Source organism: Parabacteroides faecalis, from assembly GCF_022809355.1.
Lineage (GTDB): Bacteria > Bacteroidota > Bacteroidia > Bacteroidales > Tannerellaceae > Parabacteroides > Parabacteroides faecalis.
In genome coordinates this window covers 1-14,362 of the sequence record NZ_JAKZMM010000023.1, presented here as the reverse complement: position 1 = coordinate 14,362, position 14,362 = coordinate 1, and the positions used below count along the sequence as shown (strand labels likewise).

Sequence of the window (14,362 nt, the reverse complement as noted above, 5' to 3'; positions counted from 1 at the left end):
TGTCTGCCAGATTATAAGATTGTTACCTGTTGCTCGTCCGATAAAAAGGATAAACCTGTTACTGCTACCTTTTCATTGGGATTAATACCTTCTTTAATCTCTATCAAATGGTTCTCTTTTAGCATACCAGTCTTTACCCAACGTTGTTGTACGCGTTGGTCAGGAGAAACAACCCAAACAAAAGATCCAATTTCTTTTCGATGGTATACAGCCGACTGAGGAACAAAAGTAGAGTGTTTCTCTGCCTCTTTCCCAAGAGACAGAGAAACTGTTCCGGACATTCCGCCGAAAAGGCGGTTTCCGGGATTCATGATAATAGCTGTTAGCAGAAATGAGATATTGTTTGTTGTGATATTTTGTGAAACAAAGATTTCTGTAGGTGTGAATATTTCTCCAGGTAAGCCATCAAAAGTAATTTGTATGGGTAAATCCTTTTTCGTTCGAAGTTGTACCGCTATCTCTTCCGGAATATAAACTTCGACTTTAATCTTCGATAAATCCATCAATGAAACGATTGCTTGTGATGGACGTACATCCTGATACTTTTCAATATATACTTGCTGTACATAGCCATCGAAAGGTGCCGTTAGCTGGGTATCTTTCCATTGATTTGTCGCTGTTTCCAAATTAGCCTTTGTAATTTGATAATCAGCTTTTGCTTTTTCATAAGTGCTTCCGGAGATGTTATTTTGGGTATATAATATCTTTACACGATTGTATTCCGATGTTGCCTGTTCGTATAATGCTTGTGCATGATCTTTTTGAATGATGAAATCTCGTTCATCTATAGATGCAATTCTACTTCCTTGTTTGAAGAATTGTCCCGACTGTACATTGAATTCATCAACAATACCACCTACACGGAACGAAAGAACAGCTTCCTTATAAGGTTGAGATATGAATGAATAACAACGTTCGGAGGAAATCTGTTCGGTAACTACTTGACTGGCTTTAATTGCCATAAATTCCTCTGTTTGTTGATCCTTAGGCTTACTGCAAGCAGTGAGCCATCCCAATAATAAAACATACATGATTTGCTTCTTCATTTGTCTATGAATTGATTTATCGAGAAGCAAAAGTAATGTAGAGGAAGTGGTCTTACCAGTCTATCGTTACTGAAACGGCGTATCATGAGACTGAAACAGAAAAAGAGTCCGCTGAAAAGAAAAAAAGCCCTTATCAAAAGGGCTTTTATATATATTGCACGTAAGGAAAATTATTCTAAATAAGTATATCCATATAGACCGGAACGATAGTTGGATAAGAATTCACGACCTTCTTCTGCAGAAATTGTTCCTTTTTTTACAGAAGATGCGACCCAAACTTCAATGGCTCGCGCCATCCGTTTCGGGTTGAATTGTACATATTCTAAAACATCAGCGACGGTCTCTCCTTCAATGACGCGGTCTATGACATATTTATCTCCTTTTACTTTGATGTGTACCGCATTGGTATCTCCGAAAAGATTATGTAAATCTCCTAGAATTTCCTGATAAGCTCCCACCAAGAATACTCCTAAATAATAGTGTTCGCCATCTCTTAACTTATGAACTGGCAAATGATAAGAGAAATTTCGTGTAGAAATAAAATTATCAATCTTACCATCTGAGTCGCAAGTTATGTCTTGTAATGTGGCGGACTTGGTTGGCTGTTCTTCTAACCTGCTGATAGGCATGACCGGGAAAATCTGATCAATAGCCCACGAATCAGGCAAAGACTGGAACAAAGAAAAGTTACAGAAATATTTATCTGGTAATAATTTTGATATTTTCTTCAATTCGTCTGGAGCATGTTTAACGCTTTCTGCCATTTCAAAAACATCACGAGCGATAGACCAGAATAATCGTTCCACGTGCGCACGAGTTTTCAGATCAATTAATCCCAAATTAAATAATTCAAGAGCTTCTTCTCTACACTGAAGTGTGTCGTGCCAAGTTTCAATCAAGCGGGGTTGGTTTAATGTGTCCCATAAGTTATAGAGTTCACGAACTAATTCATGTGCATCTGGCTGTAATTCTTCATTTTCATCGCAAGCAGGTAAACTTGTACTAGCTAAAGCCTCGATGATTAAAACCGAATGATGAGCTGTTAGTGAACGTCCGGATTCAGTAATGATATTAGGTTGTTCCAATCCGAATTTTTTACATACATCGGCTAAGGCAGAAACTGCATCATTAACATATTCTTGAATAGAGTAATTCATACTGTTCCCGCTTAAGGCTGAACGAGTACCATCGTAATCAACGCCTAATCCTCCGCCTATATCTACAAATTGGATATTGAAACCTAGTTGCTTTAATTGTACATAAAATTGGGTAGCTTCCCGAAGAGCTGTTTTAATTCTTCGGATATTAGTTACCTGACTTCCTATGTGGAAGTGGATTAGTTTTAAGCAATCTTTCAATCCATTTTGCTCTAATAATTCTAGAGCTTCCAAAAGTTCACTGGAATTTAATCCGAATTTACTAACATCGCCACCAGATTCTTCCCATTTTCCACTACCTGAACTAGCTAATTTTATGCGAATACCAATATTGGGCATTACATTCATACGCTTAGCCAATGCTGCAATGGTCTTCAATTCCATCATTTTTTCAACGACTAAGAAGATCTGTCTACCCATCTTTTGTGCTAATAAAGCTAATTCTATATAGCTTTCATCTTTATAACCATTACAAATGATCATGGCATCGCTGTCAATATCAATAGACAGAACGGCATGTAACTCCGGCTTTGAACCAGCTTCCAGTCCGATATTGAATTTATTGCCATGGCTGACAATTTCTTCAACAACGGGGCGCATTTGATTTACCTTAATAGGATAAATGATGTAATTTTTGGCCGTAAACCCGTATTCTTTTGCTGCCTTTTCAAAGCAACTAGATATTTTCTCAATACGGTTATTGAGAATGTCCGGGAAACGGAGTAAAACAGGTGCCGCTACATCTTGAATTTGTAATTCTTCCATTAGATTCTCCAAGTCGATAGTTGGTCCACCAGCTTTGGGTTGTACCGCGACATGCCCTTTTTCATTAATCGAAAAATAATTCAGTCCCCAACCATTAATATTGTACAGTTCGGCTGAATCTTCAATTTTCCATTTTCTCATTTACTTCCTGTTAATACGTTTAGATGATAATAAAGAATAAACATGTATAGAATCTATTTTTTTTCGAAGAATACTTTATTATAAATATTCGTCTGCCAGGCGATTCTAAAACAGCCTCAAAGGTGCGAAAAAAAAATCATATATCTTGAGTTTTTTTATTAAATTTGGAGATGTAAAAGTATTTGTGATTAATTTTATGTGTGTTTTATGTTATAGAACAGAATTAACTCATTTTTGCAGAATAATTCGTGGTTTGTAGGTATAGAGATGTACATTTGATTCAAATCTGAAACAATATTTCAAATATGGAAACACAGATGTCAAATGTGGAAAAAACGGATGAGAATTATAAAGTTCCTAACTTGGAAAAGGGAATAGCTGTTTTAGAATATCTTTCCTATAATTCAGAAGGACGAACTTTGCAAGAAATTAAACAGGCGTTGGATATTTCCCAGACGACAGCATATCGTATACTAAATACGTTGGTCCGATTGGAATATTTATATTTCGAAGATAAAACGAAACGGTATCAGATTACACGAAAGTTATTAACATTGGGGTTTTGTTCTTTGAAGGAACATAATTTATTGGAAATCGTATTGCCGAAGTTACGTGATTTGCGTGATATATTAAAAGAAACTGTTTGTTTTGGAGTTTTGGGAAATGAAAAAGGTATTTTTATTGAGCAAGCTCAGGGACTTCATGCTTTTCATTTTGTATTAGCTCCGGGTAAACCTTTTGAACTCCATTGCTCAGCTCCAGGGAAAGCTATTATGGCTTATTTGCCTAATACCGTTCGTGATAGATATTTATCGTATATGCAGTTCCAGCGTTTTAATGCAAATACGATAACGGATCGTGACACATATTTGAAAGAGCTGGAAAAAGTAAGAGAAAATGGATATGCTTTGGATAATGAAGAAGAAATGAGTGGTGTTATATGTATCGGCTCAGTTATTTTAAATTATACTGGTTATCCATGTGGGGCTATTTGGATTTCTGGACCTAAAGATCGATTATCGGATTCAGTAGTCGAAGAATCTGCTCAGATGATCCGAAAGTATGCGAAAATAATATCTGCGGAACTAGGATATAGCCCGATGTTGAAAGATTGATAAATGTATGTTACCATAAAAATAGCGAACCATGAAGATACTGGAAAGTTTATTTGGGAAATTATTATTGACTGGCTTAGCTTGTTGTTGTTTTTCGTGGGTTAAAGCTGACACGAAACCTTTTTTTACAACAGGGATAGATATAAGTCAAAACGGAGAAATGTGGCTGGCTGAAAAAGGAAAGAAGTGTGTGGATATTTTTTCAGCTGATGGTAAAAAACTTTTACATTCTTATCCTGTCGATGAAACGCCCACAGGTATTTTGTTACATGAAGGAAAAGCCTATGTGACAACTTTTGAAACTATGGGTCATTTGCAGATCATGCAAATGGAGACGGGAAAAGTAGAGAAAATAATTCCTACTGGTTCTGGGGCTTGTTATCCTTTATTAGGACCTGATGGAAAGCATATTTATATATGTAATCAGTTTTCTAATAATGTTGTAGAAATTGATTTAGCTAGTGGAAAGATTGTTCGTACAGTGAATGTACTGCGTGAGCCTCGGTCTGCTGTTTTCAGTAAAGATGGAAAATATTTGTTTGTTACAAACTTTTTGCCGGCACAGCGGGCTGATCTTGATTATGTGGCAGCTTGTGTGTCTGTGATTGATGTAAATACTTTTGAAAAAGTAAAAGATATCCAATTGGCAAATGGAAGTAATGCTTTGCGAGGTTTATGTATTACGCCTGATGGGAAATATGTATATGTATCTCATAATTTAGGTCGTTTTACTGTTCCTACCTCACAGCTTCAACAAGGTTGGATGAATACAAGTGCATTTAGTATTATTGATGCGGAGAATTTAAGTTATGCAGGTGTTGTTATCGTAGATGAGCCTGATCGTGGAGCTGCAGGTATTTGGAGTATTGCTTGTGATGAAAAACAAATTTATATAACACATAGTGGAACGCATGAAGTCAGTGTAATTGATCATGAAGCTATGCGTGAAAAATTTGAGGCATATCCTGATAAATCCCGTTTGGACTATGATCTGACGTTCTTATACGGTTTGCGAACAAGAATTCCTTTACAAGGCAATGGCCCTCGTTGTATGGTCACAAATGAAAATAAAGTTGTCATTCCAACTTATTTCGCAGACGTACTGAATGTGCTAGACAAGGAATCTTTAGATTTGACTTCTGTGCCTTTAAATCCGGATCGGACAGAAACGGTTGAACAGAAGGGGGAGAGATATTTTAACGATGCTGCTCATTGCTTCCAGAATTGGCAGAGTTGTAATGGTTGTCATCCTGGAGATGCAAGAACAGATGGTATGAATTGGGATTTAATGAATGATGGTATCGGTAATTCGAAGAATTGCAAGAGCCTTTTGTTTAGTCATGTAACACCACCATGTATGATATCTGGTATTCGTGAAAGTGCAGAACTTGCTGTTCGAGCAGGCTTTCGTTATATTCAGTTTTACGAACCAGAAGAAGATATGGCAGTTTGCGTAGATGCATATTTGAAATCTCTACAACCTGTTCCTAGTCCATATTTGGTAGATGGTAAGTTAAGTGAGAAGGCTGAAGCTGGCCGTAAGGTATTTGAAAAGTTGAAATGTGGAGAATGCCATAGTGGTCCAAACTTTACAGATATGAAATATCATATCATAGGAGAGAATGTGGAATTTGAACAAGGTTGGGATACACCTACATTACGTGAAGTTTGGCGAACAGCTCCTTATTTATTTAATGGAGCAGCGGCAACCATGGAAGATGTGTTCCGTGTTTATAAGCATGGTATTGATAAGAAAGTTTCTGATAAGGAGATTGAGGAACTGACTGAGTATGTGAATTCATTATAAAGTTAGGACTATGAATTATTGTCAAAAGATACATTATAATATATTTCAGACAAGCCAAACTGATTTTAATAGTGCGGTTGATGAACTACTCGCTTGTATTCCTCAAAACGAAGTTGTTCTGCGTTTGGTATTTTTTGGAATGCCCTTGTCTAATTCTCAATATTTGGAGCGGAGACTGTTGATCCGTGAAAAGATCCGTCATCGTTATCAGCAAATGGAACCAGCATTGACGTATGTGGCCCAACCTCCATTAGGAGCAACATTGATTATGGAAGTACATAGTTATGTGCCTGAAGCTGATGATTCTATTGTCTTTCGTCATTATGAAGGTACACCGTATGTTCTTTTGGAGAATAAAGAAATGAGATGTTTGTATGCGGGTGGCTTCCAAGAAGATATTTTGATGTTTGGTATTCGACAGCAAGCATCTGGTGTTTTCAGATGTTTGGGTGAACTGCTGCGCAAGGAAGGTTTCCCGGTCAATAGTATAATACGACAGTGGAATTATATCGAAAGAATAACCGATTTCGATGGATCAGACCAGCGTTATCAGATGTTTAATAATGCCCGTAGTGAATTTTACGGACCAGCAGACTGGAGTAATGGATATCCGGCAGCGACGGGTATCGGAGCAGATTTAGGAGGTTTGGTTGTTGATGTTGATGCTGTTGTCTTCAAACAAAAAGATTGTTTTGCAACACCAATTGACAACAAACTTCAAATAGCAGCCCATGCATATTCTGAAAAAGTTTTGGAAAAAGCTGGTACGCAAAAGACTACTCCGAAGTTTGAAAGAGCCAAACGGCTTACTTCGGGAAATAACAATATGATTTATATTTCTGGTACGGCTGCTATTCGTGGAGAAGAAACGCTTATAGGCGTGGGCTTGGAACGGCAACTGCATATTACAATGGAAAATATTGCAGAATTAATAGGTGATGCAAAAATAAAGATGTTGCGGGTTTATTTGAAAGATCGTTCTTTCTATGAAGAAGCAAAGCAACTTTTGGACGCTTATAATTTGAATATTCCTATTTCTTATATGTGTACGGATGTGTGTCGGGAAGAATTGTTGATTGAGATTGAAGGAATAGCAATGAAATGATATTATTAACACAAATAATTAATAAGTACAATGAAAAAGATGGATTTTAAATTAATGGTGACAGCTATAGGTTTATCTTCTATGGTTGCATGTTCTAATCAATCAGCAAACACCGCATCTAAGACACAAGATGCTACGACTGAGAACAATCAAGTTGATATTAAAAATAATAAAGCTATGACTTATTCTAAGAAGTACACAAATGCCGATTTCTATAAAGACGGCAAATTCCAGCAAGATGTTGCTATGGAAGCAATGAAAGACATGTTTGCATTTTATGGAGTTCCTTTCACAGAACTTATGGCAAAAGACATGTGGGTAACTGACTTTGGTTTGGGTGATTTCGAAAATGTTGGTATGGGTGGTATTTTCTGGGTTAATGATCCGGAATATGGCTATTTTGCACATGCCATTTATTTATTGCCAGGCCAGATGATTCCTGAACATGCTCACGTTAAAACAAAATTCCCTGCAAAGCATGAGTCATGGATGGTAGAAAAAGGTTGGGTTTATAATTTCTCTGAGGTTGGAGATGAAACTCCTAATGCTCCTGCTATTCCTGCTACTCATGGTCCGATTAAGAGTAAGAATTTTGTTGTTCAGAAAGTGGGTGATGTATTGCGTCTGAAAGAATTGGGAACATTCCATTTCATGATGGCTGGACCGGAAGGTGCTATTGTTGATGAATGGGCTTGTTACCATGATAATGATGGTTTGCGTTTCACAAATACGAAAGCCGCATTATAATCTCTCTTGATTTTGTTCTATACAGCCTGGTGTGGTTGTATAGAACAAAATACTATGCTAGTCTCTAGTAAGATTAATTGCATACCTGAATAATTGAATAACATGAACAAATATCAACTAATAGTATCTGTTCTTTTATCAACATCTACACTGGCTTGGGCTGGCCCGAAGCAAAAGAAAGTTGATAATTGGATAGATGCATCCGTTAAGGCAAAAACCGAATTACAAGAGAAGCTGAAGAAGGCAGGCATGCCTGTTATTTCGCAGTGGATGAAGCATAAGCAGAAGGCTCAGCCATTTACTGTGGATGTGAAAGGCTTAGATAAACTTGTATTGGTTACGGCGGGTGGTCCTGATGGAACAGACTATGATCAGGCTGTATGGGCAAATGCTCGTTTGATCAAAGCTGATGGAACAGCCGTTTGGTTGGATCAGATTCCTTATGAATATGGTGTTGCTGGTTGGGCAAAACCCAAAATGAATACCAATGCATATGATCACGAAATCTTTATTGCTGGGAAAGAATATAAGCATGGAGTTTTCTGTCATGCTAATGGAACATTGGTTTATCCTCTGAATGGCGAATATGTCCGTTTTGAAGCAGAAGTCGGAATTGATGATACATCTCAGGGCGGAAGCGTTTTTTTCCAGGCGTTGAATGTTATGCCGAGCAAGGTAGGAGAGGAATTGAACGCTCAGTATCCGAAAGAAATAGCCATGTTGGGTTCAGTATTGGACGGTTTGGATACTTGGTTGATCACAGCCGACGCTTCAGTAGAGAAACAAGCTGTTGAGAAAGCTCTTTCTCATTTGAAAGATAAGGCATACTTTACAGAAGCCGCTAAGCAGATTGCAAATGAATCGGATGTGAATACTCAGATTCATAAATATCTGTCTTTGCTGGAACAGATACAGGCGGTAGCTGCTCTTCAAGACGAATTGGAATGGTTGAATGTTGAGGCTGTTAAGCTGGCATTTGCCGACATGAAGAGACAGAAAGGTTATGATGTCGCTAAGTATGAACCTCTGCTTAATGAATTGATTGAATTAAACAAGAAAGGCTTTTCTGGTATTTATAAAGGAGATGCGCAGGTGATGGCTGATGCGAAAAAAGCATTGGCTAACAAGCGTGCTATTTTGTTAGGAAATACCTTGCTTGATGGCGATAAGATTGTTGCTACTCGTTTCAAATTAGGAGCGAAAGCTCGTCAGGCTATGGCTCCGGATTTGGGAACACAGGCTAATAACTGGAGTAATCAGGAATCAGCCCGTCGTGAAGGTTTCGATTCTGAAATTGTTGAATTGACCAATTTGCGTGGTGACGTTCAGATGCGTCAGGTTTATAAACCGGATCATTCATCTTCTATTGCTGACTTGAAACTTCATTGGGACGGAGATCGCGTAATGTTTACGCAGACAATGCCGGATAAGCGTTGGAATATCCATGAAGTCAAATTAGACGGAACCGGTTATCATCCGATGATTGAAATGAAAGAACCTGATTTGGAATTCTATGATGGTACTTATTTGCCAGATGGACGAATCATCGGTATTTCAAACATTGGTTATCAAGGTGTGCCTTGTGTAAGTGGAGATGACCCAGTTGGTAATATGGTTTTATATAATCCGAAGGATAAGAGTATGCGTCGTATCACATTCGATCAGGATGCTAACTGGAATCCGACCATTATGGCTAACGGTAAAGTTATGTACACTCGTTGGGAATATACAGACTTGACACACTATTATTCTCGTATTGTGATGCATATGAATCCGGATGGTACAGAACAGAAGGCATTGTTCGGTAGTGGTTCTATGTTCCCGAACAGTACATTTGATGTTCAGCCATTGCCTGGTCATCCTTCTGCATTTGTCGGTATTATCTCAGGTCACCATGGTATTGCCCGTTCTGGTCGTTTGATCTTATTTGATCCGTCAAAAGCTCGTAAAGGAGCAGCCGGTATGACTCAGGAAATACCTCATCGTAACCGTCCTGTTCAGGAGTTGATCAAAGATGAATTGGTAAATGGTGTTTGGCCGCAGTTTGTAAAGCCGATGCCGTTGAACGATAAGTATTTCTTGGTATCTGCTAAGTTGTCTTCTAATGATTTGTGGGGACTTTATCTGGTGGATATTTATGATAACGTTACTTGTGTATATCAGGCAGAAGGTGAAGGTTTCATCAGTCCGATTCCAGTTCGTAAGTCTGTTACACCGCCAAGTATCCCGGACCGTGTGAAATTGAATGATAAAGAAGCTACTGTCTTCATTCAGGATATTTATGCAGGTGAAGGTTTGAAGAATGTTCCGCGTGGTACAGTGAAGGAACTTCGTATCCATGCTTATGAATATGCATACGTGAAGACTCAATCTGACCATAACTGGCATGGTATCCAGAGTGGTTGGGATATTAAACGTCTGTTAGGTACAGTTCCGGTTGAAGAAGATGGTTCTGTTATCTTTAAGATTCCGGCCAATACACCTATTTCTATCCAGCCTCTTGATAAAGATGGTGCCGCTATCCAGTGGATGCGTAGTTGGTTGACTGGTCAGCCGGGTGAAGTCGTTTCTTGCGTTGGTTGTCATGAGGATCAGAATGAAATCGCTATTCCGAAACGTGTGATCGCTTCTCAGAAAGCAGCTGCTAAACTGAAAGCTCCGGAAGGTGGTGTTCGTTCGTTTACATTCGATTTGGAAATCCAGCCTATCTTGGATCGTGCTTGTATCGCTTGCCATAATGGCCAGGGTAAGGCCTTCGACTTGCGTGCCGGCGAAAAGGATAAGTTAGGTTATGGTCCGTCTTATCTGAACTTACATCCGTATGTACATCGTCAGGGTGGTGAAGGTGATATGCTGGTATTGTTCCCGTACGAATATTATCAGAATACAAGTGAATTGGTTCGCTTGTTGAAGAAAGGTCACCATAATGTGAAACTGACGGATGCTGAATGGAAAACTTTGTATAACTGGATTGATTATAATGCTCCGGATAAGGGTTATTTCAATGCCAACGTGCTTGGTAAGAATATTATTCCTTATCAGGGATTTGACCAGATTGAACGTCGTATTGAATTGAACAACAAGTATGCCGGTGGCTCAGGCGTAGATTGGAAAAAGGAAATTGCCGACTATGCTGCCTATCTGAAGGCTAAAGGCCCGATCACTCCGGTTATGCCTGAAAAGGAAGCTCCTGTAAAGGAAAAGACACTGAAGGCTAAAGGTTGGCCGTTCAATGCCGATGCTATTAAGGAAATGTTGGCAGACGAGAAACAAACTCGTATGGAAATCGAATTGGCGCCGGGTATTAAGATGGCCTTTGTTCGTATCCCTGCCGGTCAGTTTGTTATGGGTAGTTATCATGGTGAACCAGATGCTCGTCCTACTGCAAAAGTGAAGATCGCTAAATCATTCTGGATGGGTGAATTGGAAGTAACCAACCAGCAGTATAATGTATTCTTCCCAGATCATGACAGCCGTCATATGGATCAGCAGTGGAAAGACCACGTTTATCCGGGATATGTGGCTAATGATCCGGATCAACCGGTAATTCGCGTAAGCTATAATGATGCAATGGCATTCTGTAAGCAGTTGAGCGAAAAGACTGGCTTGAATATTACATTACCGACCGAAGCTCAATGGGAATGGGCTTGTCGTGCTGGTAGCGATCAGGACTTCTGGTACGGTGATATGAATGCTGATTTCGGAAAGAAGGAGAATATGGCTGACGAAACAACCAACTTGTTGGCTGTAAGTGGTATCGACCCGCAGCCGATGCCGAAGACTAGCTTCTGGTATAAGTATTATACTTTCTTGCCGAAAGAAGAAAGCGTAAATGACGGTAGTCTGATTCAGGTAGGTGGTAAGAAATATGAAGCAAATCCATTCGGCTTGTATAACATGCACGGTAATGTTGGTGAGTGGACTCGTTCTGATTACGTTTCTTATCCTTACAAAGAGAATTCGAAAGAAACATCCGAATATAAAGTTGTTCGTGGTGGTTCTTGGGTTGAACGTCCGAAGTATTCAACCGCTCATAGTCGTAAGGCATTCTATCCTTGGCAGCCGATATTCAATGTTGGTTTCCGTGTAATTATTGAAGATTAAGGTAAAATTGGGGAACTTTTGATGTTTCCCTAATGAATATCTAAGACGTTCCTTATTGGGAATTGTCTTTCCTCCGACCGCAGGAACACTTTCCTCCGGTCGGAGGATACTCTTCCTCCGTACGGAGGAAACCTTTCCTTCGGCCGAAGGAAAGTTAGTGTGTCAGATGTTTTCCCTTAAGGGATGACAGGTTCTATGTTAATGATGTATATGAAATCGAATATTCTAAAGTTTTTATCTTCTCCGGTTACTTGTTTGTTGCTGATGATTGTTTATGCTTGCGGATTGGCCGCTGCGACTTTTATCGAAAAACAGCTTGGAACTGAAACGGCAAAGGTTTGGGTGTATTATTCCCCGATATTTATTTTCTGGCAATTCCTGATGGTTGTTAATTTCGTAGCCATGACTTGGAAATATCAATTGATAAGCCGGAAGAGATGGGGCGCGTTGTTGACACACCTGGCTTTCATCGTTATTTTGGGCGGAGCTATGTGCTCGCATGTATTCAGCGAAGAAGGACTGTTACATTTGCGTGAAGGCGAGTCAAGCAATCAGATTGCCGTCCGTGCAGGAGATAAGACTTATTTTCATACACTGCCTTTTGATGTAGAATTGGTCAAGTTTACTTTAACCCGGTATCCGGGTTCAGCAAGTCCTTCTTCTTTCGAGAGTGAGGTACTGGTTCATGTAGATGGCGAAACGCGTCGCGAACTGATTTTTATGAATAATGTTCTGGATGTTAAAGGATATAGATTCTTCCAGGCTTCTTATGATAAGGATGAGCATGGGACGATCTTGTCTGTCAACCGGGATGTGATCGGCCGGAACATTACTTATACAGGATATTTCCTGCTGGCTTTGGGATTGGTCATTTGTATTTTGGGACGTAATTCCCGTTTTATGCATTTAAGCCGTCAGTTGAAGAAGATGCGTTCGGTGGGTGTTTCTACGCTGATCATGATCGGTATGTTGAGTTTTTCAGCTGGTATGAAGGCTGACGAAAAGACGATGGATTTGAATTCCGTTGTACAGCAATTGGTGGTTAGTCCCAAGCATGCGGCAGCTTTTGGCGCATTGCCTGTACAGTCGGAAAACGGACGAATGATTCCGATGAATACCTTCTCGTCGGAAGTTTTGAGAAAATTGCATAAGGAAGATACATTTGGTAAATTGAATTCCGACCAGTTCCTGCTAAGTTTATTGGCGATGCCGGATATGTGGATGCGGGTTCCATTAATCAGTGTGTCGAATAAAGAGATATCCGCCCATTTTGATTTACCTGAAAAGGCCTGTTCCTATTTGCAGGTGTTTAATACGGATGGGGCTTACAAGTTTCAGGAAGATATCGAAAAGGCTTATGAAAAGATGCCGAATCAGCGGACCCGCTTTGATAAGGATTTAATGAAATTGGACGAACAAGTCAATATCTTGCATCAGGTGTTCAATTACCAGCGGATACATATATTTCCGAAGGAAGGCGATCCGAATCATAAATGGTATGCGCCGGGTGATGATCTTTCTGTTTATAGTGGACCTTAATTCCGCAACACTTTGATTTAACTTTATTTATAAGTTCCTGAGCAACAAAAAGTTGCTCAGGATTTTGCCATGTCAGAATTTTCACTTATCTTAGTGTTGCAAAAAGAAAACAAGCAAAACTCTAATATGACATGGCAAAGGTACAAATAAAATCTGAAAAACTCACACCTTTTGGAGGAATTTTTTCAATCATGGAGCAATTTGACTCCATGCTTTCACCTATTATCGACCAGACACTTGGTCAGAGATGCAGCAGTATCATCGGATATCAGTACAGCGAAATTATTCGTTCTCTGATGAGCGTGTACTTCTGTGGCGGTTCATGCGTGGAGGATGTAACATCGCATCTGATGCGTCATCTCTCGTATCATCCGACCTTGCGCACATGCAGCTCTGATACCATCCTCAGAGCCATCAAGGAACTGACACAGGAAAACATCTCATATACTTCCGATAAGGGCAAGACCTATGATTTCAATACGGCAGACAAGCTCAACGCCTTGCTTATAAAAGCCTTGGTTTCCACTGGTGAACTGAATGAGGTGGAAACCTACGATGTTGATTTCGACCATCAGTTCCTTGAAACAGAGAAGTATGATGCAAAACCGACATACAAGAAGTTCCTCGGCTACAGACCTGGCGTATATGTCATCGGTGACATGATTGTCTATGTCGAGAACAGCGATGGCAACACAAATGTGCGCTTTTATCAGGCTGAGACCCACAAGAGATTCTTCGCTCTTCTGGAATCCCAGAACATCCGTGTAAATCGCTTCAGGGCAGACTGCGGTTCCTGCTCGAAGGAAATCGTCAGTGAGATAGAGAAGCATTGCAAA

General features: G+C 39.6%; 7 protein-coding genes and 2 pseudogenes. 7 read left to right on the top strand and 2 right to left on the bottom strand.

Annotated features, from left to right (window positions below):
- Window positions 1-11: 11 nt before the first annotated feature.
- Window positions 12-1,046 (bottom strand): efflux RND transporter periplasmic adaptor subunit, encoded by a 1,035-nt coding sequence (locus MUN53_RS09975; protein WP_243325244.1) that lies wholly within the window; start codon window positions 1,044-1,046, stop codon window positions 12-14.
- Window positions 1,047-1,216: 170 nt separating this feature from the next.
- Window positions 1,217-3,109, bottom strand: coding sequence for a biosynthetic arginine decarboxylase (gene speA, locus MUN53_RS09970; protein ID WP_022455057.1), 1,893 nt, complete (start codon window positions 3,107-3,109; stop codon window positions 1,217-1,219).
- A 305-nt stretch (window positions 3,110-3,414) separates the two neighbouring features.
- On the opposite strand from speA, the gene MUN53_RS09965 reads away from it, so the two are divergent.
- From MUN53_RS09965 to MUN53_RS09935, 7 genes and pseudogenes are all read left to right on the top strand, one after another.
- Window positions 3,415-4,224: an IclR family transcriptional regulator gene (locus MUN53_RS09965; RefSeq protein ID WP_243325243.1), complete on the top strand. Its 810-nt coding sequence runs from the start codon at window positions 3,415-3,417 to the stop codon at window positions 4,222-4,224.
- A 31-nt stretch (window positions 4,225-4,255) separates the two neighbouring features.
- Window positions 4,256-6,031 carry a beta-propeller fold lactonase family protein gene (locus tag MUN53_RS09960; protein WP_243325241.1) on the top strand — a complete coding sequence of 592 codons (1,776 nt, stop codon included), beginning with the start codon at window positions 4,256-4,258 and terminating at the stop codon, window positions 6,029-6,031.
- Window positions 6,032-6,041: 10 nt separating this feature from the next.
- Window positions 6,042-7,136 carry a chorismate transformation enzyme, FkbO/Hyg5 family gene (locus MUN53_RS09955; RefSeq protein WP_243325239.1) on the top strand — a complete coding sequence of 365 codons (1,095 nt, stop codon included), beginning with the start codon at window positions 6,042-6,044 and terminating at the stop codon, window positions 7,134-7,136.
- Between the two features lie 30 nt (window positions 7,137-7,166).
- Window positions 7,167-7,883, top strand: a complete 717-nt coding sequence (locus MUN53_RS09950) for a cupin domain-containing protein (RefSeq protein WP_243325236.1) — start codon at window positions 7,167-7,169, stop codon at window positions 7,881-7,883.
- A 102-nt stretch (window positions 7,884-7,985) separates the two neighbouring features.
- Window positions 7,986-11,987 (top strand): SUMF1/EgtB/PvdO family nonheme iron enzyme, encoded by a 4,002-nt coding sequence (locus MUN53_RS09945; protein WP_243325234.1) that lies wholly within the window; start codon window positions 7,986-7,988, stop codon window positions 11,985-11,987.
- A gap of 210 nt (window positions 11,988-12,197) precedes the next feature.
- Window positions 12,198-13,520 (top strand): annotated as a pseudogene (locus MUN53_RS09940) (cytochrome c biogenesis protein ResB); the annotation flags it as partial.
- A 137-nt stretch (window positions 13,521-13,657) separates the two neighbouring features.
- A pseudogene (locus tag MUN53_RS09935) lies at window positions 13,658-14,362 on the top strand (IS1380-like element IS614 family transposase); the annotation flags it as partial.

Bases quoted from the DNA above. Each gene is read 5' to 3' on its own strand.
- MUN53_RS09975 (WP_243325244.1), bottom strand. From the start codon at position 1,046: ATGAAGAAGCAAATCATGTATGTTTTATTATTGGGATGGCTCACTGCT.
- speA (WP_022455057.1), bottom strand. From the start codon at position 3,109: ATGAGAAAATGGAAAATTGAAGATTCAGCCGAACTGTACAATATTAAT.
- MUN53_RS09965 (WP_243325243.1), top strand. From the start codon at position 3,415: ATGGAAACACAGATGTCAAATGTGGAAAAAACGGATGAGAATTATAAA.
- MUN53_RS09960 (WP_243325241.1), top strand. From the start codon at position 4,256: ATGAAGATACTGGAAAGTTTATTTGGGAAATTATTATTGACTGGCTTA.
- MUN53_RS09955 (WP_243325239.1), top strand. From the start codon at position 6,042: ATGAATTATTGTCAAAAGATACATTATAATATATTTCAGACAAGCCAA.
- MUN53_RS09950 (WP_243325236.1), top strand. From the start codon at position 7,167: ATGAAAAAGATGGATTTTAAATTAATGGTGACAGCTATAGGTTTATCT.
- MUN53_RS09945 (WP_243325234.1), top strand. From the start codon at position 7,986: ATGAACAAATATCAACTAATAGTATCTGTTCTTTTATCAACATCTACA.